Annotated in this window: 21 protein-coding genes; 2 read left to right on the forward strand and 19 right to left on the reverse strand. The window is 31.1% G+C overall.

Features of this window, described 5'->3' with window-relative positions:
• The 14 genes from lepB to BMY33_RS17285 all read right to left on the reverse strand — a co-directional run bounded on the left by lepB (position 1) and on the right by BMY33_RS17285 (position 15,567).
• A complete protein-coding gene (lepB, locus tag BMY33_RS17220) occupies positions 1–1,569 on the reverse strand; it encodes a signal peptidase I (protein ID WP_091410859.1) in 1,569 nt (522 codons plus the stop codon).
• Positions 1,570–1,633: 64 nt separating this feature from the next.
• Positions 1,634–2,332, reverse strand: coding sequence for a 4-hydroxy-tetrahydrodipicolinate reductase (gene dapB / locus BMY33_RS17225; RefSeq protein WP_091410861.1), 699 nt, complete (start codon positions 2,330–2,332; stop codon positions 1,634–1,636).
• Between the two features lie 28 nt (positions 2,333–2,360).
• On the reverse strand, positions 2,361–2,966 hold the full coding sequence (locus BMY33_RS17230) for a DUF5683 domain-containing protein (protein WP_244543046.1): 606 nt from the start codon (positions 2,964–2,966) through the stop codon (positions 2,361–2,363).
• On the reverse strand, positions 2,956–3,861 hold the full coding sequence (locus BMY33_RS17235; RefSeq protein WP_091410863.1) for a ParB/RepB/Spo0J family partition protein: 906 nt from the start codon (positions 3,859–3,861) through the stop codon (positions 2,956–2,958). Before BMY33_RS17235 ends, BMY33_RS17230 begins: the two co-directional genes overlap by 11 nt.
• A 6-nt stretch (positions 3,862–3,867) precedes the next feature.
• Entirely contained in the window at positions 3,868–4,632 is a 765-nt protein-coding gene (locus BMY33_RS17240; RefSeq protein WP_091410864.1) for a ParA family protein, read from the reverse strand.
• Positions 4,633–4,769: 137 nt separating this feature from the next.
• Entirely contained in the window at positions 4,770–5,981 is a 1,212-nt protein-coding gene (locus BMY33_RS17245) for a hypothetical protein (protein ID WP_091410866.1), read from the reverse strand.
• A 155-nt stretch (positions 5,982–6,136) separates the two neighbouring features.
• The gene (locus tag BMY33_RS17250; protein WP_091410867.1) at positions 6,137–9,004 is read right to left on the reverse strand and encodes a M16 family metallopeptidase; all 2,868 of its coding nucleotides are present in this window, start codon (positions 9,002–9,004) and stop codon (positions 6,137–6,139) included.
• 471 nt (positions 9,005–9,475) lie between these two features.
• On the reverse strand, positions 9,476–9,643 hold the full coding sequence (locus BMY33_RS23560) for a hypothetical protein (RefSeq protein ID WP_170837114.1): 168 nt from the start codon (positions 9,641–9,643) through the stop codon (positions 9,476–9,478).
• A gap of 93 nt (positions 9,644–9,736) precedes the next feature.
• Positions 9,737–9,967, reverse strand: a complete 231-nt coding sequence (locus BMY33_RS17260; RefSeq protein WP_091410870.1) for a hypothetical protein — start codon at positions 9,965–9,967, stop codon at positions 9,737–9,739.
• Positions 9,968–10,021: 54 nt separating this feature from the next.
• Positions 10,022–10,210 carry a hypothetical protein gene (locus BMY33_RS17265; protein ID WP_091410872.1) on the reverse strand — a complete coding sequence of 63 codons (189 nt, stop codon included), beginning with the start codon at positions 10,208–10,210 and terminating at the stop codon, positions 10,022–10,024.
• A 192-nt stretch (positions 10,211–10,402) separates the two neighbouring features.
• Positions 10,403–10,579, reverse strand: a complete 177-nt coding sequence (locus BMY33_RS23565) for a hypothetical protein (RefSeq protein WP_170837115.1) — start codon at positions 10,577–10,579, stop codon at positions 10,403–10,405.
• Positions 10,580–10,718: 139 nt separating this feature from the next.
• Complete coding sequence (locus BMY33_RS17275) at positions 10,719–12,320, reverse strand: vitamin K epoxide reductase family protein (RefSeq protein WP_170837116.1); 1,602 nt, start codon at positions 12,318–12,320, stop codon at positions 10,719–10,721.
• A 42-nt stretch (positions 12,321–12,362) separates the two neighbouring features.
• Positions 12,363–15,089, reverse strand: coding sequence for a CHAT domain-containing protein (locus BMY33_RS17280; protein ID WP_091410877.1), 2,727 nt, complete (start codon positions 15,087–15,089; stop codon positions 12,363–12,365).
• 1 nt (position 15,090) lies between these two features.
• Positions 15,091–15,567, reverse strand: a complete 477-nt coding sequence (locus tag BMY33_RS17285) for a hypothetical protein (RefSeq protein WP_091410878.1) — start codon at positions 15,565–15,567, stop codon at positions 15,091–15,093.
• A 99-nt stretch (positions 15,568–15,666) separates the two neighbouring features.
• On the opposite strand from BMY33_RS17285, the gene BMY33_RS17290 reads away from it, so the two are divergent.
• Both BMY33_RS17290 and BMY33_RS17295 read left to right on the forward strand, forming a co-directional pair.
• Positions 15,667–16,224 (forward strand): RNA polymerase sigma factor, encoded by a 558-nt coding sequence (locus BMY33_RS17290; RefSeq protein ID WP_091410987.1) that lies wholly within the window; start codon positions 15,667–15,669, stop codon positions 16,222–16,224.
• Positions 16,221–17,018, forward strand: coding sequence for a tetratricopeptide repeat protein (locus tag BMY33_RS17295; protein WP_091410879.1), 798 nt, complete (start codon positions 16,221–16,223; stop codon positions 17,016–17,018). Before BMY33_RS17290 ends, BMY33_RS17295 begins: the two co-directional genes overlap by 4 nt.
• Before the next feature lie 103 nt (positions 17,019–17,121).
• Here the strand turns inward: BMY33_RS17295 and BMY33_RS17300 are convergent, their stop codons facing one another.
• The 5 genes from BMY33_RS17300 to BMY33_RS17320 all read right to left on the reverse strand — a co-directional run bounded on the left by BMY33_RS17300 (position 17,122) and on the right by BMY33_RS17320 (position 22,868).
• Complete coding sequence (locus BMY33_RS17300; RefSeq protein ID WP_091410881.1) at positions 17,122–18,003, reverse strand: SDR family oxidoreductase; 882 nt, start codon at positions 18,001–18,003, stop codon at positions 17,122–17,124.
• Between the two features lie 82 nt (positions 18,004–18,085).
• Positions 18,086–20,221: a methylmalonyl-CoA mutase gene (scpA, locus tag BMY33_RS17305; protein ID WP_091410882.1), complete on the reverse strand. Its 2,136-nt coding sequence runs from the start codon at positions 20,219–20,221 to the stop codon at positions 18,086–18,088.
• A gap of 210 nt (positions 20,222–20,431) precedes the next feature.
• Positions 20,432–21,055 (reverse strand): hypothetical protein, encoded by a 624-nt coding sequence (locus BMY33_RS17310; RefSeq protein ID WP_091410884.1) that lies wholly within the window; start codon positions 21,053–21,055, stop codon positions 20,432–20,434.
• 93 nt (positions 21,056–21,148) lie between these two features.
• A complete protein-coding gene (locus tag BMY33_RS17315; RefSeq protein ID WP_091410886.1) occupies positions 21,149–22,516 on the reverse strand; it encodes a methylmalonyl-CoA mutase subunit beta in 1,368 nt (455 codons plus the stop codon).
• Entirely contained in the window at positions 22,509–22,868 is a 360-nt protein-coding gene (locus BMY33_RS17320; protein ID WP_425284232.1) for an FtsB family cell division protein, read from the reverse strand. Before BMY33_RS17320 ends, BMY33_RS17315 begins: the two co-directional genes overlap by 8 nt.
• Positions 22,869–22,902 lie beyond the last annotated feature (34 nt).

The following is a 22,902-nucleotide window of genomic DNA, read 5'->3' on the forward strand; positions in this document are numbered from 1 at the left end:
TTAAGCAGTCTTCTTTTTCTTGCGGTATTTACTAAAAATTATCCATCCTGCTAAAGCAATTAAGAAATAATAGAAATACGATACTGGTTTACCATTACCACCAACAGTAGTAAATAGGCGCTCCCATCGTATTTTATTAAATAAACCTTTAGCATTGGTGTCCCAACTCATCCATATAAAAACAGGTTTACCTACGATATGATTTGCAGGAACATATCCCCAAGCACGACTATCCTCACTATTATGACGATTATCACCCATCATCCAGTAATAATCTTGTTTAAATGTATAGCTGTCGATTGGATTTCCGTTTAATAAAACCTGTAGGCCATTAACAGATAATTTATTATCTATTCCCATTTCTGAACCTTCATAGACTTCTATAATTCTTCTGTATAGAGAAAAGCTTTGTAGATCCATTTTTACTGTCTTACCAGCTTCAGGAATATAAATTGCACCAAAATTATCAATATTCCAATTAACTTTTCCATTGTTAGGAAAAATACTAGAACCTTTAGCTCCTTTTGGAGTAATACTTCTTTGAATACTTGCTACATTAGGATGATTTTTGAATTTAGTAGCAGCTTCATTTGTTAAACCTCCTGATTGAAAGAATTCATTATTATAACCAAATTCATTAGGTTTGATTTTATAGCGATTATAAAGATTTTGCATATTAAAACCTTTTCCTTTTGTAGTTCCCGTATAAGAAAATTGTAATTGTGCTCTGTCTGGCAATTCGGTCTGTTTTCCATTGATATGCACATATCCATCTACTACTGATAACGAATCACCAGGAATACCTACGCAGCGTTTTACATAGTTCGATTTTTTATCAATAGGCTTATAGACATGAATTCCGGAAGGATCCCTAAAAAACCGCACAGTATCCACAGGCCAGCTAAATACAACAATATCATTACGTTTAATTTTTTGAAAACCAGGTAATCTAAAATATGGGTATTGTATATCACTATTGTACGATTTTGTTTTTACTAACGGAATCGTATCGTGTACCATAGGGAAAGAAACTGATGTCATTGGTGTTCTAGCTCCATAATGAAATTTGCTTACGAATAAGAAGTCTCCAACTAATAACGTTCTTTCCAAAGATCCAGTAGGTATCGTGTATGGTTGCATAAAGTATGTGTGCACTAATGTGGCTGCAACTACCGCAAAAAGAATAGAGCTAATCCATTCTCCAGTGCCTGTTTTTGGTTTAAGATCTCTATTTTTAATATGTTTTACATCTAACATATAGTTTACATAGTAGATGTAGAAACCTAATGTTACGATTACTAATATGGTATCAGTTGTTGTATTTTTTCCAAAACTTCTAATGGTTTCTACCCATATTACAGGAAGCATGATTACGTTGATTACGGGAATAAATAATAATATTACCCACCACCAAGGACGATTGATTATTTTCATTAAAACAACAGCATTGTATACCGGTATTCCTGCCTCCCAGGCTTTTCTTCCTGCTTTAACGTATAATTTCCAAGTCCCCAAGAAATGTATTACTTGTACTGCCAGGAAAAATATAAACCATTCTGATAGTGTCATCTTATATATGTTTTTAGTATAAGTGTAAGTAACATCAAAAGTGTTACACTTTTTATTTTTTTAGTTATAAACCTAAAACGTCTTTCATTCCATAAACCCCTCTTTTGCCAGATAGCCATTCTGCAGCTACAACAGCGCCTAGCGCAAAACCTTGTCTGTTATGAGCAGTATGTTTGATTTCGATATCATCTACAGCAGAGGTGTAGGTAACTGTATGTGTTCCTGGAATATTTTCAATTCTTTTAGCTATAATAGGAATTGTATCTTCATTTCCTTGGTCTAAAAGCCACCCATCTTTATTGCTGTTTTCTATAATACCTTCAGCTAAGGTAATAGCTGTTCCACTCGGAGCATCTAATTTTTGAGTATGATGAATTTCTTCCATATTGATATCATATCCTTCAATAGGGTTCATCATTTTTGCTAATTTTTTATTTAGTTCAAAGAAAAGGTTAACACCTAGACTATAGTTAGAAGCATAAATAAAACCACCTTTTTTTTCCTTACATAAAGATATGATATGATCATAATGATCTAACCAACCCGTAGTACCAGATATAATCGGTACTCCAGCATTGAAGCAGTTCGTGATATTGTTTACTGCTGCAGAAGGGATGCTGAAATCAATAGCTACATCAGCTACAGATACATCATAATCTTTATCATCCTTATCAACAATAAGTACAATAGAATGACCTCTCTCTGTTGCAATTTTTTCTATGGTTTTACCCATTCTTCCATATCCTAAAAGAGCAATATTCATATTTTTTGGTGGTTGTTGGTTATAAAATCTAAAAACTATAATTTAATGACATAACATAACTAGGTCTGGCATCAAATTCGTTGAATTTTATTTTGGGTTTAAAAGAAAGGTCTTTTGAGACATTAAATTGTTGTAAATGAGCAGTAACATTAGCATCTATAATGTTAAGAACATACAAGCCAGCAGTAATCAATAAAGATAACTCTTGATCTCTTCTAAAACGTCTTTGTAAATCAATTAATTGTTCATCGCTAAAATCAGGGAAATCTAAGTCACTTGGGTCTATACCTGCTAATCTACCTTTGTAAGCATCCCGAAGTTCATTATACGTATTGTTATTTTCTAAATAAAAGTATACTCCTGCACCTAACGCTCCATAAACAATTGGTATTTTCCAGTATTTCCCAGTATATGCTTGACCTAATCCTGGTAATATGGCAGAATAGAATGCAGCACGAGCTGGTGCTAAAGGTTCATAAGGTCTGATTTTTTTCTTTTTTTTCTTTTTCTTCTTCTTAACGGCAACTTCTTCTGTAACTACTTTTAGTTCTTCATTTTCGTTTTCTTCTTGAGAAAAGGCCGTATGAACAAAAAAGCATAGAAATAAAATAATATAAAATGACTTAGTTTTCACTATCAATAAGTTTCTTTAGGCGTTTAAAATCTTCTTCAGAAGAAAATGGGATTATTAATTTCCCTCGTCCATTACTGGAAACTTTTACATCAATCTTAGCTCCGAAATATTCCGAGAAATCTTTAATTCCTTTTAGAATATATTGAGGAGCTTTAGTTTCCGTTTTTTCAGTATCGGTTTTTTCCTCTTTATTATTTAAAGACCTAACTAATTTTTCAGTGTTACGAACAGATAAAGAATCTCCTATAATTTTTTCATAAATATCAAGTTGCTGTTGCTGATCATCGATATTAATTAATGCTCTTCCGTGACCCATAGAGATAAAGCCATCTCTAATACCAGTTTGTACAATAGGATCTAATTTTAATAATCTTAAATAATTAGCGATGGTAGATCTTTTCTTACCTACACGATCACTTAATTGTTCTTGAGTTAATTTAATTTCATCAATCAATCTTTGATAAGATAAAGAAATCTCTATAGGATCTAAATCTTGGCGTTGGATGTTTTCTACCAAAGCCATAGTTAGTGATTCTTGGTCATCAGCGATACGGATGTACGCAGGGATAGTTTTTAAACCAACTAATTTAGAAGCACGAAAACGTCTTTCTCCACTTACTAACTGATACTTATCAAAATCTAACTTACGTACAGTTATAGGTTGAATAACACCTATTTCCTTGATAGAAGTAGCAAGCTCTTGAAGTGTTTCATCATTAAAACTGGTACGTGGCTGAAAAGGATTTACTTCAATACTATTTAAATCTAATTCTATAATATTACCAACTACCTTATCAGCATTTTTATCTTCAGCTGATTTTATGTCATTTTCTGGGTCTTTCAGCAAAGCTGATAGTCCTCTACCCAAAGCTTGTTTTTTTGTTGCCTTCGCCATGAATCCTTAACTATTTTTCTTTATAATCTCGTGTGCCAAACTTAAGTAATTGCTAGCACCTTTACTAGCAGCATCATAATTAATTATACTCTCACCGTAACTAGGAGCTTCACTTAAACGTATATTTCTCTGAATGATTGTTTTAAAAACCATTTCATTAAAATGTTTTTGCACTTCTTCAACGACCTGATTAGATAATCGTAATCTAGAATCATACATTGTAAGTAATAATCCTTCTATATCTAATTGTTGGTTGTGAATTTTTTGAACACTTTTTATCGTATTAAGTAATTTTCCTAATCCTTCTAAAGCAAAATACTCGCATTGAATAGGAATAATTACCGAATCGGAAGCGGTTAATGCATTAAGTGTTAATAGGCCTAATGATGGTGCGCAGTCGATCAAAATATAATCATATGCAGACTTAAGATGTTCAATAGCCTTCTTTAGCATATATTCTCGTTCGTCTTTATCGACGAGTTCAATCTCTATAGCTACCAGATCGATATGCGCTGGTATGATATCTACATTAGGAGAAGTAGTCTCTAATATTGACTCTTCAGGTTTGATAGTATGTTCAAGTATCTGGTACGTTCCTTTTTCAATGTTTTCTACATCTAATCCTAATCCAGAAGTCGCGTTGGCTTGTGGATCAGCATCTATTAATAATACTTTCTTCTCTAATACTCCTAGAGAAGCAGCTAAATTTACAGAGGTGGTTGTTTTACCAACACCACCCTTTTGATTGGCAATCGCTATTATTTTACCCATAGGGGGAGATTTGGATTTTAAGCGATAAAAATACAATTAATTATACATTATAAAAATGAAAAGTATTAACAGTGCTTAATAAAAAAGAGACCATCAGTGTTGACGGTCTCTGAGAAGATATTATTACTATATAAAAGTTATAAATTAAAACTATAACCTAATTTTAGAGTGAATGTATTACTTGCATATGTGGCTCCAACAAAATCTAAAAAATCTCCTATTCTTTCATAACCTACCTTGGCGATTATGTCATTATTCTTATAAATATTGTAATTAAGACCTAGCTCTATCGCAAATCCCGAAGAAGACTTCAATATTGGAACATTAAAATCTTCATAAAAATATTCTTCATTTCCATCAGTATCAATCCTTAAATATGTTTTATCTGAATTAAGTAAGCGACTGTTTATATAAAATATACCTAAGTTGCTCTTTAATTTTTTCTTCGATTGACTAAAGTTATAATATATACCAACCCTAAGATTTAAAGTCTTAGGGTTTATTTTTGTTGTGACATAATCTCCTATTAAAACAGGGACGTTTCTAAAGTAGTCTGTTTCTGAGTTTATCTCATTATAGGAAGCTCCAATCGAAAGTGAAGTTTTAGAGTTGAATAGAGTAGGAGTATATATGTAATGGATTTCTATTGATGGCGTTAAAGAGTTTTCAAACCCCATTCCTCTTATCCCGTCTCCTTTTTCTTTAATTTTTGTAGAATATAGACCTGCTAGTATTACAAGGTCATGTATATCTTCTCTTTTTAATCGTTCTGAACTAAAAGAGGTACTTCCTGAACAATTGTTGTATTCTAAAAAGGCTTTAGATAAACTGGTTAGTGTTAGTTTAATATTATTTGCTTGGATTTTTAAGTTTTCACAATCATTAAATTCAAAATTTAAAATTCCAACATATCGTTTTAACTTAAATTGTCCTTTACTCAGATCTCCTTTGTCTTTTGTAATAATATCCAGTTCTTTCAAACCTGATTTTTTGGATTTCAGAAAATATCTTTTGTCACCATTTTTATCATTGTATAAAAGGAGACTTGCTTTTCCTTCAATAATTACTTCAAGAAAAACAGGAGAGAGGTTGATTAACTCAGTAATTACTTTTTTATCAACATTATCAAAAGCATAATAATCAATCTGATTTGTTGTAAACGTTTTGACCTCACTCTCTTCTAGTTTTTTAAATAGAATTGATTTATAATTTTTTTTATTAAAAAATTGAATCAATCCCTTTTGTTTTGATCCGTCTTTTAAATGGATAGTTCCTGGTTCAAATTCGTTTTGAGCAGAAGTTATCGTACTTATTAATAATGCGATTAGTAAAATAATTGTATTCTTCATTTTTGCTATTTATGTATTGCTACATTATAGTGTCACTAAATGAATAAATGTTACTGTATATAATGGGATATTTTTTTAATTTTTCTTTCGGTTTATAAATAAAAAAAGACCGTCAGTTGAAACAGACGGCCTTCAGAGTGAATACTATATTTTATTTATTTTTTTTCGGGCATTAATACACCTAAAATATATCCGGTATCTATATATTTTTTAGCTATATTTTGAACATCTTGCTTAGATAATTTTTTAATTGTTTCTGCATATGTCTCTTCACTTTCTATGGTGATCTGATTATAATCTGCATTTTGAAGATTACTTAGCCAGAAAGAATTTTGTTTACTTTTTTCCTTGTAATCTAATAATCTTGATTCTTTGATTTTAGCTAAATCCTTGTCAGTTGGCCCTTCATTTATAACTTTTTTTACTTCTGCAATAGCAGCATCAGTTAATTTTTTTACATTTTCTGGACCACAAGGGAAGGATATGGAAAAACGATATCCACTGTAACCGCCAGACGGTCCTATTTTGTACATACCTCCTCTAGCACCAACACCATAAACACCACCTTCTTCTTCTCGAAGTTTTTCTATAAGTTTTATACTTAGGATTTCTCCTAAAGCTTCTATTGCTAATTTTTCTGATTTATCATAAGCTGTTTCTCCTCTCCATACAATATTTACAGAACTTTTAGGGTCTTTACCCTTGTATACTGTTTTTTCATGAGTACCTGATAAGGGTCTGAAATTCGAAGTTTTGTATGTTTCGTCTTTACCTGTATCAGGTAAACTAGCAATATACTTTTCCGCATATTGTTTTAGTTTAGATTCGTCAATATTACCAACAAAATAGAAGTTGAAACCACCGGCTCCTGCAAATCTCTCCTTGTATTTCTGATAAGTTAACTCATAATTAACTGCATCTAATTTCTCAGGTGTAGGAAATCCAGTGTATCTAGGGTTTTTACCAAATTGAAACTTATTAAATTCTTCCCTGAAGTAGCTTTGTGGATTAGATAAATAGTTGGCTAAAAAGCCTTTCGTTTTTGCCTGATCAGATCTAAAAGCTTTTTCATCTTTATTTAGACTAGTAAAATAAAGATGTATTTGTTGGAATAAGATTTCTAAATCTTTTGGAGTAGCAGATCCATTAAATCCTTCTGATAAGTTATTTATATAAGGACGAACTCTAGCGATCTTACCTGCCATAACTTTACTCATATCATTAAGTGATAATCCTCCAAGTCCCGTTTGAGTAATGCTTCCAAGTCCAAAAGTTACTTGATTATGATCTTCTAAAGAAAATAGAGAGCTTCCTCCATAACTATATGCAGAAAATAAAATTTCGTCGTTTTTGAAATCTGTTTTCTTATAGGTGATTTTAGCACCATTACCTAATTCTAAAACTGTGACACCTAGTTTTTCATCTTTTTTTGATGAAACAATTTTTCCTGGAGTAGGCATTTTTTCAATCAAATTCTCACGAACTTTTTCATCTTTGTAGTCTTCTATTTCTGAAGTCTCCACCTCTTTTAGTAAAGAAAGGATCTCTTCTTTTGTAACCTGTTTTAATCCTTCTTTTTCTGGACCGGTCATAATTACCGCTCTATTATCATCGTGTAAAAAATCTTTAATTAACCCATTAACCTCTTCAAGAGTTATAGTTGGTAATTGAGACATTGTATATTGATATTCCCATTCGATTCCTGGAATAGGTTCTTGTTCGAGATAGTTATTAATGTACTCGCCAATAATACGAGCAGATTCTCTCTTGTCCTTATCTTTAAATTGCTTTTCCCAATTGGCAGAAATTTCCTTTTTTGCTCGATCTAATTCGCTAGATTTGAATCCATATTTCTGTACTCTTTTATTTTCTTGGAGTATTGTTTTTAGCGCATTTAACTGCCCTGTTTCTGAGGTTAGCGCAAAAGATTGATATGCTTCCCTATTACGAGCAAAAATTCCACTATGACTACTTCCTGCAAATACAAATGGTGGATTAGGTTTGTTACGTAATTCGTTTAAACGGCTATTCATCATTTGGGTAAATACTCTTTCTACAATGGCCTTTCTGTAATCTCCTACTGTAGTCATTGGTTCTGAAACCTCTCTGTCTTTATACATAAGCCTAACAACAGAGTTGGAGGCTTCTTTATCCGATACAACAGCAATAAGCGTTTCTTTATGATTAGGGGTATCGTAAGTTTCTCTTTTCTTAGGGTTTGACGGCATTTGTATGCCACTAAAGTGATCTTTAATTTTTTGTTCTAATGTAGCTACATCAAGATCACCAACTGCAACTACTGACATTAAATCTGGACGATACCAGTCTTTATAAAAACTTCTTACGTCTTCGTATTTGAAGTTCTCTAATATTTTTTTTGTTCCTATGGGTAAGCGTTCCGAATATCTAGAATTATAGGCTATAATAGGTAAATACTCTTGCAGCATACGCTCATTAGCACCTTTACCTAGGCGATATTCTTCTAATACAACACCTCTTTCTCCATCTATAGCTTCTTCGGTTAATTCTGCGTTATGCGCCCAATCTTCAATGATTTGAAATCCTTTTTCTAGCTTTTCTGGATCATCACTAGGAATAGGAAGAATATAAACAGTTTGATCAAAACTAGTATATGCGTTAAGGTCCGCTCCAAATTTAACCCCAATGGTTTGTAGGTAATCTACAAGGTCATTCTTTTTGAAGTTTTTAGTGCCATTAAAGTTCATATGCTCCATAAAATGAGCCAAACCTAGTTGGTTGTCATCCTCTAAAATAGAACCTGCGTTTACAACTAATCTTAATTCTACCTTGTCTTCAGGTTTTCCATTATTACGTATATAATAGGTGAGACCATTTTTTAATTTCCCAATCTTTACATTAGGATCTACGGGTATTTTATCTTCATTTTTTACATTAGATGCTGCGTTTAGCTCTTTAGTATCGTTAGATTGAGCTATTCCAGAAAATGGAATACTACATAAAAAAGCTCCAATGAATGTATTAAAAATTGTTTTTTTAATCATCGATGACATATTATAGTTAGTGTGAATTTGTTTTTTGATTATTTTTTTAAAAGTAGTTAAACTTTTTATTATTGAACTATTTTTTTAGTTGAATATTTGATTTTTATGTATTTTCCGTTGTATAGAAGTTCTATAGGTGGTAATCTTTTATAACTTTTTAATTAGCTATTCTATATATGTAAGTGTCGTAAAGAACGGATTTGTTACCTAGTTACTTTATAAAAAAAACGAAGACACTTTGTCTACAACTGTAAAATGACTTGTGAAGTATATTGCATTTCTAGTTTAGAGGGGGGAAGCTTAGGTATTAGTTTTTAGGAAAGAAATGAAGGATTTCATTTTTTAATCAAAAAAAATGTTTATTGACAAGATTACAAAGAAATATATACTGGGAAGTTTTGCTTCCCAGTACTATTATAACCTATTTTTTATTCCTTTTGATAGGTGTAAAAATATTTGACTATAATAATTTTAAAATGGATTAAAGGCACAATGTCCATCAATACATAAGTAGTCAGTTGCGCTACCAGTTTGACCTGTTGCCATCCAACACTCTCTAGCGGACTTACATTCGCCACCGAATTTACCTCCAAATACTTTCTTTTGTTCTAATTTATTTAAAGGTTTTCCTATGTTCAAAATTTGATTTTTCATAATAGATGTTTAAAATTATTTTACAGGGAACGTTTATAGACACTCACCATTTATGTCTATTCTTCAATAGTTTTTAGACTAGTTAGATAGAGGATCACTGCCGTCGGTACATGTGTCATTGCAGTCTACGTAAACAGGATAAAATTGTCCGAATTTTTGCATTAAACAAAAACATCTTGAAGAATCTCCTGAACCGCCTCCATTTCCTCCGCCTCCAGGAAAACCAGCAATAGGATCTGTACCTCCTTTAATGAGTTTTTGATCTACCTTAGTTAAAGCTTTTCCTAGTTTTAAAATTGATTTTTTCATGATAAATATTTAAAAATTATTCTTGTTGTTATCTTTCTAGAATTATACTAATGTTTAATAACCAGCACTATCACATCCTCTTGAATATTTACAAGTTTTGTTTATTTCTCCCCAATCGGCACAATATGTCCCATCACCTCCCCAACACCATTCACAGCAAGAAGAATGACTTAAACCACCTGAAATCTTTTTTTGTTCTACTTTAGTTAAAACTTTTCCTAGTTCTAAAATTGATTTTTTCATAATAAATATTTAAAAAATTATTTTGCAGTGAACATTTTAAGACACTCACTGTATGTGTCTATATCTTTGCGAGAGAATTTATTTAAAAAGACGTTTACCAATAATCTAAAAGCTTTTTAAAGAATTTTTTGGTTGGTAAATACTTAAAAGAAGTAGAATCTACTTCTTTTAAGTATTTTAAGTAACTGGATATTAACAAGAATGTCCACTACATGTACAATGAGAAAAATTTAAACCATATAACTCCATTTGAAGTGCTATATGATATTGTCTGTCTTCTTCTCTAATTCTGCATACATCTGAGCAGTCAAAAAATGCACGACCTCCGTTAATTTCTTTTTGTGCTGATTTGTTTAAAGTTTTCCCCAAGTTTAAAATTGATTTTTTCATAATAAATATTTAAAAATTATTTTTGCAGTGAACATTTTAAGACACTCACTTTATGTGTCTATTCTTCGCGAGAGAATATGTTTATGCAAAACCCCAAACTGGGGTTTTGCTATTGATATTAATAGGTAAGTGCCGATTCAGTATTGTGGCTTTCTTCTAAATCTTCTATGAAAAATAGTAGATCTTGTCTTTCATATTCTTTTGGATAAGCCTTTCCGTTTATTAGTATTTCTGGGGTAAAATTCATAGCATTATTAGTGCACCATTCTTTTTCAATAGTCAAAACAGTTAAACTAGCTTTTAAGTTATTAGTAACTCCCCAAGTCTGGATCCATTTTTCAACGTTCTCTCCTTGATAAATAGCGCTCATTGCTTGTCGGCATATTTCTGGGCCTTGTGTATTATATAGCTCTACTAATCTACTTGTTACTTTTATTTGATTTGATTCTAAATGGTCCACATTAGTGTTAAAACGAACTATTATTCTAACATTATTCTCGTGTCGTTTTAAAATGTCTTCAATAATTGTGTGTACTGGTTTACAATGTCCACAAAAGGGATTCGTAACAATTAGTAGTTCTAATTTGGAAGAAGCGTTTCCAAAAATTATTTCTTGCAAATTGTCTATGTTAGTATCTAATGTTGCAGACCTTTGGAGTAAACTGTCAAATAAAGTGTAATTCCTTCTAAATTTTAGATACGCTATTTTGTTTTTTTGTAGATCTTTTTGCTGTATAAAAATGGGTTTTAAATAATTCCAGATGGTGTACACGATAGTATAACTTAAAATGAATATGGCAATACTGTATACTGTAATTAAATTAGATGATTCAATACTGGAATAGCTAATGACAGATTGTACCCATAAAATGCCAACTATTGTTAAACATAGTAAACACCATTTTTTGATAATAGCATATTGGTAGTATATCGAGTATAATGTAATAATAGAAGCTAAAATGCTAATGAGATGAATCGTGTAAAAATTTGCGGTGAGTAATAAAGAAGTAAGAGTTAAGCCCGAAAAATACAGTAAACTTAGATCGCTTAGTTTATGACCTTTAAAAAGATTTGCTCCTTTAGAAGTTAAAACAGCATCACAATCTTTTTTTTCTGTATTTCCTGAGCAAAATGCATTTCCAATACTCGTTTTTTCTCCATTTTCTTGTTTTAGTATCACTAAACTAATTATAATCCCGAGTATAGATAATGAGGTATGAACAAGATTAATTAATAGGGGTCGTTGATAAAATAACGCTATAAAAAACGAGACTGTAAGTACACCAAATAATAAGATTTCTTTTGTATTAGACGTTTTTACGGTTTTACTTTCACTTTTTTCATTTTCTACAGCTACTATAATTCCCGTAAATTTTTGTAAGAATTGTTCTTGAGAGACAGTTTCCTTTTCGTTATCCTTTGAAAGGATGTTATAATCTTTTGTTTTTTTGTCTTTTTCAACAAATACTAGGTCTTTACCATTATTATCAAGATAGATCTGGGCTAAAAAATTATTAGGTAATTGTGCTAGTGTTTCTGAGTTTACGGGAACATCGGCTGCAATGTTCTCTATGTTAAAATGATCTAATACTCCAGTTATTGCATGTAAGCTTGGGTATGATGGATGACTTTGGATCTGAAAACTAAACTCTTTTTTATCAAAAGAAATTTTATTCTTTTTTAATAATCTTTGTGTAATATATATTAAACTGTCTTTCAAAATTTAGAATATTTACGAGACTGTTCAATAATGATTGAAATGTTACCCTTTTTTTTTCATAAAAAATAAAAATAAAACTAGAAGTAGTAAAAATGCGATTAGGTAATAAGCGTGAAAGCTACTATTGAAGGTTGGTTCAGTATCGCCCACTAGAATAAATGAGGCCCAGTAATAAGGTGATTTTTCTGATAAGCTGTTTTCTGATAAGTATTTTCTCTTCGCATTGTTTAATGCTGAGACTTTTGACTGTTTGTCTTTTAAGTTAGAATAAAAATCTTGCATGATTGAGGAGCTTGTACCATCATTAATTTTCCAAATGGATGAAATAACCGAATTTGCACCAGAATAAAAGAAACCTCGGGTAAGGTTGAGCACTCCTTCTCCTTTTTTAACTTCCCCAAGATTTGTTTCGCAGGCACTTAAAACAACTAAATCAGCATTGTTTTTGTATGTATAGAGTTCGTGAAGTTCTAATGAATCTTTTGCGAAATAAATTACAGGTTTTTTGCTAGCATCAGCGTGTGTTGCTAAATGAATAATTTTAGAATCAATGCTACTGCTTAAGAAGTTGTTTTTAGACGCATTAACGTGCATATAACTTTGACTTGAAGTAAACATCTCATGAATCTGATTAATTTCATTTTCTGAATATGTTAAGGAGGGGAGTTTGGATAGATTAAAATGTACAGGCGCAAAAGAGGATAGTTCTTTAGTATACTTTCTTTGAATGTCTTTATTGAAATTTAGGAACGACAAGGAATACGCATAACTTAAGTCATGATCTTCTATAAGATACTTTAGTTTATTGTTAGTCGTAGTAAAAGCTTCGAAAGGTGTGTTTTGTAATTCATCATCAAGAATAACAATAAGATGTTTTTTATGAATACCTTTTTTGATCCTATCGGTTGGCATAAGATTATTATATAAAAGGTACGATATCTTATAAAATTGGTGAAATTCCTTTTTGGTTCTTAATGGTTTTGAAATTACTTTTTTATACTTTTTTAACTGCTTTAAGGTCTCTTGTGAGTCTTCAACTTTAAAAGGAATAGTGGCAGTTTTAGAGATGAATACACCTAAAATAGTTTTTTGATTTATTTCATTCGTGTTGTTTAATATGCTATATGAAATAACAACACTTTCGTTGTCTAATTGTGCAATTGCATCTTCTAACGAAATCAGTTGTACTTTATTTTTGTTTTCGAAATAAGTGGGATACTTCTCTTGAAGAGAATCTTTAAAATTCTGATAGACAATCTTGAGGTTAAACAGAGAATCTTTTTTTTGAGATAGATTGCTATTTTTATTTTTGCTCTCTAATTCAAGGATTCTTTTTCTAAATTGTATTTGTTTGTTAATAATATGTTGAGGAAGGTTTACATTTTTAATATTAGCATTAATATCCTGAGTTAGAAGAAATGCTTTGTCTTCTTCTATAAACTGAAACATTAATTCTGAGTCCTTTAATAAATAGGAAATATAAACACCTAAATTAAAGATTTCAGAAACTTCTTCTCGCCATAGATATTTAGTTGCCGTTTCAGTGCTATAGTTTACAAGTAGTGTAACCAACTTATTGGCAAAATGAACCGTTTTAATACCTTCTAGTAAATGTTCATTATTATGCTCTTTTTCGTAAAGGCTTAATAATATTTTTGTTTTAGCTTTTAGGGCACTAATGATTGATCTTTGATCTTTAAGATCTAACAATTTTTTTATAGAAATTAAATCAAGATTAACCGATGACGTAATCCTCAAATTATGAGTTATAGATGTTTCTACTTGGGATAGTGCTTTATTGTATTCTAGTTTAGAGGTATAATAATCGGCTAAGTTTCTATAAGTTTCATAAGTGTCTGTTTTTTTTATCGAGTCATATCGTAAACTTTCTTTGAAAAAATAAAGGCAGCTATCATTTTTTCTTTTTAAATATAATTCTCCTATGTTTAAATATGTATTAGCTATTGTTAAACTATCATCTTCGGATAAAGAACTACGAAGGTTTTGGTTATAATAGTCCTTCGCTTTATTAAAATTGTACCTATGCGGCAATGCATATAGATTTGCGAAACCCGTGTTTAAACCATGAATATAACGGTTAAACCTATTAGTTTCTGGAGAGTTTTTGATGATACTATCTCCTTTTTTTAAATAATAAATTCCAAGATCAGTACTTTCTTTAGAATTCATTTTATTACAATTTTTAGAAAGCTGATTGTATTTTAAAACAAGACTTACTTCTGATCCGTGTTTCTCTAGAAGAGGTAAGCCTTTATTATAATAATTTATGGATTTATAATAATCTCCTTTTTCAAAATAACAATCCGCAATTTCACAATACGATTGGGCAACTTTTTTAGGGAATTTATTGGATTTAATCGCTTTGTTGTAGTATTCTATAGCCTTATCGTATTTTTCTTTTAAAAAAAAGAATTTGCCTAAATTATATAAACCATTGGTGTAATTACTATCATTGATGTTTAAGCTATCTAAAGTTGCTATCTCAATTCGACCATATTTTATGGCTAAATCATAATTTTTTTGATTCTTTTTAAAGAAAAAGGATAAGCTGTGTGCTGTTTTAGCATAGAGCGTATCCCTTTTTAATATCGAATTAAGTATATGGTCTGCTTTTTTTTCTGTAATATCTTCAGTTAAGCTTAAGGATTTAATCTCTTGGTAGCTATATTGAGCATTTAGTTTTTGTACTAAAAGAACTGAAAAGAATAAAAAAAAAGTAAGTATATAAAACTTAAATTTTAAATACATTCTAAAAAATAATCAGATTATCACAGTTGATTATTTCAGTAGCATCTAAAAGACCACATTCACTAGCGGCTTCTGATAGTTGATCAACAGAAATGACAATAGGATTGAATTCTAAGTATAATGGTGGTGGTTTTTGCTCGTCTTCATCATCAGCTTCAAGCGGATCTCCATTTGTAGGTCTTAAAACTGTATTTGGAAATCTTAATATTTCTGTATTCGGGTTAGTGTTGCATTGCGTCACACTTTGAATGGTTACGTCAAAGTAATCTGCAAAACATATTCTTTTAGCTTCTTTTTTAAATTCTGGAAATCCCGGTTGATGAGTAATAAGAACTTCCGCATATGGAATACCTGTAGTGGATTTATTTTCTAACAATGATTCTGTTTTAGAGTTATCATTGTTGACAAGAAGTTCCTTTTGTTCACAACTGATTATACTGAAAAGAGCAAGTACTCCTAATAAAAATTGATTTTTCATTTTTTACTTTTTTTTGATTTACTCCTCTGTTCAGAAAAATATATAATGTTACCCATGCGAAAGTATAAAATTTTACTTTTGCTTTACAAAAAAATAATAATGGGGAAGAATGTCTTGGACGCACTTATAGATGGAGATTCTAAAATCATCAATAAAGTTTACACAACAAATTTTCCTTTAGTAAAGAAATTTGTTTTACAAAACAATGGTAATGAGGAGGATGCAAAAGATGTTTTTCAAAAGGCATTACTACAAATTGCAGTGCGGCATAGAAAAGAAGGTATTACTATCGAGACTAGTTTTGGTGGATATTTGTTTAAAGTTTGTAAAAATTTATGGAGGAGAGAGTTAAATAGTTACAAAAAGAGGGTAACAAATAAGGGTATTATTGAACTGACAAGTGAGTATAGAGATTATTCATTAGCGGTTATGGAACAAAAACGACAGGAATTGTTCGTTGAAAAATTAGATAAAATTTCAGGCAATTGTAAAAATATATTGACACTTTTTTTTGCTAAAACACCTTATAAAGAAATAGTAGCAACTACTGAATATAATTCTGAATCTGCAGTTAGACAACGTGTTTTTAAATGTAAAAAGAAGCTAATAGAGTTAATTGAAAACGATGAAAGATATAAATCATTGATCGAAATATGAGTTTAGAAGAAGATATATTAATAGAACAGTTTTTAAGAGATGAACTTTCTGAAGAAGATAGAATTGATTTTCTAAACAGAATAGAAACGGATGATGAATTTAAAAAATCATACCTCTTGGAAAAACAACTTTTTGAAGGCCTTAATGATAAAGATTGGAGTTACTACACTAAAAAGCAGACCAAAGAAATAGAAGAGTATGATATTTTGTTTAATGATTCGAAGACTCAGGAAATAAAGGAAAATATAGAAAAAGCATCATTCCAATATCAAAATCGAACGAATAGAAACATTTTCACTCTTTCATCTATAGCGGCAGTTGTAGTGGTAATAATTGCATTTAGTATTTTCTTTTTTAATTCTTCTGTTACTACTGAAGAGCTTTATACAGAGTATATTATGAAAGAAAAATTGCCATCTCTTGTGAATAGGGGAGTGCATGTAGAGGAAAACAATTTAGTAGAAGCCGAAAGTGATTTTAAGAGCAAGAAATACGAAAGAGCGATCATATATTTAGATAAGGCCTTAGAAGAAGATAAAAAGAATAGTTTACTGTATTTGTATAAGGCAATATCTCATACTGAATTAAAAGAATATAACAAGGCTCAGGAAATATTAAATACTTTAATTGATAGCGATTTAGTTGACGGGGAAAAGGGGTATTGGTTTAAATCATTGGTGTTTTTGAAATCTGATAGAATAGATGAAGCAGTTAAAAATCTAGAAACTATAGTACAGGATTCTCTTTACAATCAGAGTAAAGCAAAAGAATTATTGAACAAATTAAATAAGTAATAAAAACTTCTTTTTTTAAGAAGAAAACAAGTCTTAACAAAAAAACTGAATATCAGGTTTTCTGATATTCAGTTCTATTAAAATTTTGATAAAAAAGTGTTACTTATTTATTCTTTTTAGCTCGAATTGCAGCTTCTAGCATATCCCACATTTCTTCAGGTACTTGTTCTAGCATGTTAAACTGACCAGCTCCTTTTAGCCATTCTCCTCCATCTAGTGTGATTACCTCTCCATTAACATATGCAGAAAAATCGGATACAAGGTATGCTGCCAGGTTAGCTAATTCTTGATGATCACCTACACGTTTAAGAGGTACTTTCTTAGCAAGATCAAACTTATCTTTCATATCACCTGGTAAAAGTCTATCCCAAGCTCCTTTTGTGGGGAAAGGTCCAGGTGCAATAGCATTAAAACGCATTCCATACTTAGCCCATTCTACAGCGAGAGATCTTGTCATAGCTAATACACCAGCTTTTGCAGTAGCACTTGGTACTACATATGCAGAACCTGTCCAAGCATAAGTTGTTACTATATTTAAAACATTAGTATTTTGATATTTTGTGTCAATCCAATGCTTACCAAATGCAAGTGTGCAGTTTTTGGTTCCTTTTAATACAATATCAATAATGGTATCAAAGGCGTTAGCAGATAAACGTTCTGTAGGGGAGATGAAATTTCCAGCTGCGTTATTTAATAGTATATCTACGGTTCCGAATTTCTCTAAAACCTGATCTCTCATCGCTTCTACTTGATCATAATGCCTTACATCACACTGAAGTGGTAAACAAGTACCTCCAGTTTCTGACTCTAGCTCTTTAGCCGTACCTTGTAATTTTTCGAGATTACGAGAAGTTATAGCTACTTTAGCTCCAAGTTCCATAAAATACTTAGTCATAGACTTTCCAAGTCCGCTACCACCTCCGGTAACTACAATGTTTTTTCCTTCAAGGGCTCCATCTCGAAGCATTTTATCAGTATAGCTCATATGTTATGTATTATAATGTCATTATTTTTTGTGAAAGTTACAATTTATATTTAAAATACTATGCACGCATAGTATTTTAAAATTATTCAAATGTAGAAATTAAGATATCAAGTATCGTAATTGCTGCATCACTAATTTTGGTTCCAGGACCAAATATAGCAACAGCACCTTCTTGAAATAAGAACTCATAATCATCGGGAGGAATCACTCCACCTACAATTACCATGATATCTTCTCTTCCATATTTTTTTAACTCAGCAATAATTTGCGGTACTAGTGTTTTGTGTCCTCCAGCTAATGAAGAAACTCCTACGATATGTACATCATTTTCTACGGCTTGTTTGGCAGCTTCAATAGGAGTTTGAAATAAAGGACCTATATCGACATCAAAACCTACATCAGCATAACTAGTAGCTACAACTTTAGCTCCTCGATCATGACCGTCTTGCCCCATTTTTGCAATCATTATTCTAGGTCTTCGACCTTCTAAGTCTGCAAATTGATTTGCAAGTTCTCTAGCCTTATTAAAAGACTTATCATTTTTTATTTCTTTAGCGTACACTCCAGTAAATGATTTGATTTCTGCTTTATATCTTCCGAATTCTTTTTCAAGAGCATCGCTAATTTCTCCTAAGGTAGCTCTTAATCTAGCTGCATCTACTGCTAAAGCTAATAAATTTTGATGATCATTTTTAGCTGCTTCGGATAAATTATTTAGAGCTTCTTTTACAGCTTTTTCATTTCTCGATTCCTTAACCTTTGTTAACCCTTCAATTTGCTGATTTCTAACGGCATTGTTATCTACTTTTAGCGTAGCTATATGTTCTTCTTCTTCTAGTTGAAATTTGTTTACCCCAATGATAACATCTTGTTCACTGTCTATTCTAGCTTGCTTACGAGCAGCAGCTTCTTCAATACGCATTTTAGGAATTCCAGCTTCTATTGCTTTGGTCATACCACCTAATTCCTCTACTTCTTCGAGGAGTTTCCAAGCCTTTTCTGCAATATCGTTTGTCAAAGATTCGACATAAAAACTTCCTGCCCATGGGTCAACAGTTCTGTTGATTTGTGTTTCTTCTTGAAGGTATATTTGTGTATTTCTAGCTATTCTTGCAGAAAAATCTGTAGGTAAAGCAATTGCTTCATCTAAAGCATTGGTATGTAAACTTTGAGTCCCTCCAAAAGCTGCTGCACTTGCTTCAATACATGTTCTAGCGACATTGTTAAAAGGATCCTGCGCTGTTAAACTCCATCCACTAGTTTGACAATGTGTTCTTAGCATTAAGGATTTTGGATTCTTAGGGTTAAATTGCTTGATTAATTTAGCCCAAAGCATTCGAGCTGCTCGCATTTTTGCAATTTCCATAAAATGATTCATCCCAATTGCCCAAAAGAAGGATAGGCGAGGAGCAAAAGAATCTACGTCTAAACCGGCATCAATTCCTTTTCTAATATATTCTAACCCATCGGCTAGTGTATATGCTAATTCAATATCACAAGTAGCTCCTGCTTCTTGCATATGGTATCCGGAAATACTTATTGGATTAAACTTAGGCATATTTTTAGAACAATATTTAAAAATATCACTAATAATTCTCATGGATGGAGTAGGAGGATAGATGTAGGTATTACGTACCATAAACTCCTTAAGGATATCATTTTGAATAGTACCAGATAGAAGTTTCTGATCTACCCCTTGTTCTTCTGCTGCAACAATGTAAAAAGCCATTATAGGCAAAACTGCCCCATTCATAGTCATAGAAACCGACATCTTATCTAATGGTATCTGATCGAAGAGTACTTTCATATCTTCTACAGTATCAATGGCTACTCCCGCCATTCCTACATCCCCAAATACTCTTTCGTGATCACTGTCATATCCTCGGTGTGTAGCAAGATCAAATGCAACTGATAATCCCTTTTGACCAGCCGCCAGATTTCTTCGGTAAAAAGCATTACTTTCTTCTGCTGTAGAGAAACCAGCATATTGTCTAATTGTCCATGGTCTTCTTACATACATTGTAGAATACGGCCCTCTTAAATATGGAGGAATTCCTGCTGCAAAATTAAGATGATTAAGATCCTTAATTTCGTCACTTGTATATTCTTCTTTTATTTCAATTCCTTCGGAAGTAATAAAAGTTTTGTTTTCTGAAGGAGTTTTAGGAACACTATATTCCTTTTTCAGTGTAATGTTTTGAATATTCTTTCTGGTCATTTTAAAATTTCATTTTTTCAATCCAATTCCAAGTTTCTTGCTTTATAAGTTACAAGAAGCGAGTCTATATAAGATATAAATTAGAAGATTATACCTTATTTTCATTGAAGAAAATCATTGATAAAAATGTAAAATTACGGTTTTATTAATGATCTATTTTAGAAAATATAAAATATGTTAACTGTTTATGAAAGAATATTGCAATAATGTTTAGCCAAATGCTTTTTCGATAACCATTAGAATTGAATAATATATATCAAAAGCAATAAATTTCTTTATTTCAGAAGCTTTAAATTTTTTGTCGGGGATATAGTAAATTCTTTGTGCAATCAAGGATGTACTTACATTACCATCTTCTTCTAGTGTGCTAATTATGTTTTGAAAATCATCACTAGCACTGTTGTTCTTTAAGCATTGAATCAATCCTCCTCTGTAATTAAATATAAGTATTTCTTCCTCATCTTTTTTAGATGGATTCGTATAAGGAGAGGCTTTTTTAGTTGCTTCCTGATTTTCGTAATCACTTAACTTAACCCAAATTGAATTAGGGTCACTAGATTTCTTTTTGAAAACTCGTGCTAATTGAATGGAGTTGTTAGACGGTAATTTTCTTAAATCGAGAGATAAACTTGCAACTTCTGCTAGAAAAGTACGGTATGTTTTTATGGAATCGTTTCCAAATTTGTAATGCGCAAATAAGTCTTTTTCGAATGAATTAAAGGCTTTGGAATAAAGTCCACTGCTGTCTACACTTAGACAATTGATACCACTTTGAGAGTGGCCAAATATCGTTATAAGTAAAAATGCTATTAAAGCGATTCTAGATCTAATCATTTGGGGCATCGATTAAGATTTAGTTTTGTTAATTATTTGTTAGTTAAATGTTAATATCAACGAAAGTTAACAATAAAATATTAATTATTTGCGTTATATAATGTTTTTCTCGATTTTTTCACACAATCTTCTACTAATAATTGGGTTTATTAACGTTTTTCTTACGTTCTTTTCTTTAAATAAAGCTTTTTGTAATGGAGGAATTACTTCTTCAGGGTTTTTATAAGTATTTGCACCTGTTAAAATAATTTCTTCTTTGTCGAAAAGCTCTTGTTCCTTATCGGCACTTTCTTTTATTTTTTTCTGAATCGTTCCAGCTTTCAATTGTTGTAGATAACCACCACTTTCTTCAATATTTTTAAATAACGATAGTGACTTATCTGCCAGTTGATTCGTTAAGCTTTCGATATAATAAGATCCGGATGAAGGATTGTTTACAATATCAAAATAACTTTCATTTTTTAAGATCAATAATTGATTGATCGCTATTCTAGTTCCAAAGTCATTTTCTAGATTATAAATATCATCATATCTTAAATTATGAATAATATTTGCCCCGCCTAAGATAGCGCTCATACACTCAGTAGTTGTACGAAGCATATTTACGTTATAATCTAAAATTGTTTTATTTCTGTGTGAAGGATGTGCGAATATATAACATTTTTTTAACATATTATATTCTTCCGATAAAGAATTCCATAATATTCTTAAAGCTCTTAATTTTGCAATTTCGAAAAAATAATTTCCCCCAACTGCTACCTTAAAAATAACAGGTGTTTTTGTGAAAGAAGTGTCTTTTCTGTTTTCGAAATAGTTAAGATATTCATTGATGTGCGCTAACCCATATGCTAATTGTTGAACCATGGTAGCTCCAGAATTTTGAAGTATACTAAGGTCTGCGGTGATACTAATTTTTAGATTAGAGTTTTCAGAAATAATATTTTCTAACTTTGTATGATCATCTTTTAAACTTTTGTGCCAGTTTCCTGTTGTTGCTAAGTTTCCAATGATGTCTATAAGTAAATGGATAGAAAAATCTAATTTAAGAGCACAGCTGTTTAAATTGCCGATATAATCTTTAGATAAAAATAAGGTCTCAATAAAGACAATAATATCTGGGGAAATCCCAGACAATAATATAGCAGGATCAATTTTATCGGTAGTAATTGTAAAATAAATAGTCTCTGCTCCTTTTTTTATAGCTGTTAATGCAGCATTATTTCCTGAAACTGCATCTTCGACATTGATCTGTTGGGAGTTTTTCCAAGAAGATGGATGATTCACATTTCTATGATCCGTAGTGATATCTTCTTCATTATAGAATGGTTTAACATCTATACCTTCATAAGATTTATATATAAGTGCTTCATTATAATCAGCACCTTTTAAATCAAATTGAATTTTTTGTTTCCATTCTTTTGCAGAAACTTTATCAAAATCATTAAATAAAGTTTTAGTCATCTTTCTTTTTTTTAGGGATACTGTCTTCGTATTCGATAATATAAATTTCCTCGTTATCTCTTTTCATAAAATATTCTTCTCTAGCAAATTTTTCAAGCTCACCACTATCTTTTAGAATTTTTATGTTCTTTTGATCTTTGACAATTTCTTTTTTATAATATTCTTTATTGTCCTTTAATTCGTCAATTTCTTGATCTAATTCTCTATGAATAAGCCAAGAATTGGTATCTAAAAATAGAATCCAAACTACGAATACCAAAATGATAAGCACATATTTGTTGAAAAATATGGCAAAAACCGGAATCAATGCAGGAGTATTCCTAAGCTTTTCGAAATAGCGTTGTAGCTTCAATTTAGATTAAATGATTTATTAGTTTATAAAGGTA

This window comes from Aquimarina amphilecti (assembly GCF_900109375.1).
Taxonomy (GTDB): Bacteria; Bacteroidota; Bacteroidia; order Flavobacteriales; family Flavobacteriaceae; genus Aquimarina; species Aquimarina amphilecti.

What these genes read in the sequence shown, in the direction of transcription:
- scpA (WP_091410882.1), bottom strand. Translation starts at nt 20,221, where the DNA reads ATGACCAGAAAGAATATTCAAAACATTACACTGAAAAAGGAATATAGT.
- lepB (WP_091410859.1), bottom strand. Translation starts at nt 1,569, where the DNA reads ATGACACTATCAGAATGGTTTATATTTTTCCTGGCAGTACAAGTAATA.
- BMY33_RS17315 (WP_091410886.1), bottom strand. Translation starts at nt 22,516, where the DNA reads ATGACTAAAACTTTATTTAATGATTTTGATAAAGTTTCTGCAAAAGAA.
- BMY33_RS17260 (WP_091410870.1), bottom strand. Translation starts at nt 9,967, where the DNA reads ATGAAAAAATCAATTTTAAAACTAGGAAAAGCTTTAACTAAGGTAGAT.
- BMY33_RS17250 (WP_091410867.1), bottom strand. Translation starts at nt 9,004, where the DNA reads ATGATTAAAAAAACAATTTTTAATACATTCATTGGAGCTTTTTTATGT.
- BMY33_RS17285 (WP_091410878.1), bottom strand. Translation starts at nt 15,567, where the DNA reads ATGAAAAATCAATTTTTATTAGGAGTACTTGCTCTTTTCAGTATAATC.
- dapB (WP_091410861.1), bottom strand. Translation starts at nt 2,332, where the DNA reads ATGAATATTGCTCTTTTAGGATATGGAAGAATGGGTAAAACCATAGAA.
- BMY33_RS17240 (WP_091410864.1), bottom strand. Translation starts at nt 4,632, where the DNA reads ATGGGTAAAATAATAGCGATTGCCAATCAAAAGGGTGGTGTTGGTAAA.
- BMY33_RS17295 (WP_091410879.1), top strand. Translation starts at nt 16,221, where the DNA reads ATGAGTTTAGAAGAAGATATATTAATAGAACAGTTTTTAAGAGATGAA.
- BMY33_RS17310 (WP_091410884.1), bottom strand. Translation starts at nt 21,055, where the DNA reads ATGATTAGATCTAGAATCGCTTTAATAGCATTTTTACTTATAACGATA.
- BMY33_RS17245 (WP_091410866.1), bottom strand. Translation starts at nt 5,981, where the DNA reads ATGAAGAATACAATTATTTTACTAATCGCATTATTAATAAGTACGATA.
- BMY33_RS17265 (WP_091410872.1), bottom strand. Translation starts at nt 10,210, where the DNA reads ATGAAAAAATCAATTTTAGAACTAGGAAAAGTTTTAACTAAAGTAGAA.
- BMY33_RS17235 (WP_091410863.1), bottom strand. Translation starts at nt 3,861, where the DNA reads ATGGCGAAGGCAACAAAAAAACAAGCTTTGGGTAGAGGACTATCAGCT.
- BMY33_RS17300 (WP_091410881.1), bottom strand. Translation starts at nt 18,003, where the DNA reads ATGAGCTATACTGATAAAATGCTTCGAGATGGAGCCCTTGAAGGAAAA.
- BMY33_RS17280 (WP_091410877.1), bottom strand. Translation starts at nt 15,089, where the DNA reads ATGTATTTAAAATTTAAGTTTTATATACTTACTTTTTTTTTATTCTTT.
- BMY33_RS17290 (WP_091410987.1), top strand. Translation starts at nt 15,667, where the DNA reads ATGGGGAAGAATGTCTTGGACGCACTTATAGATGGAGATTCTAAAATC.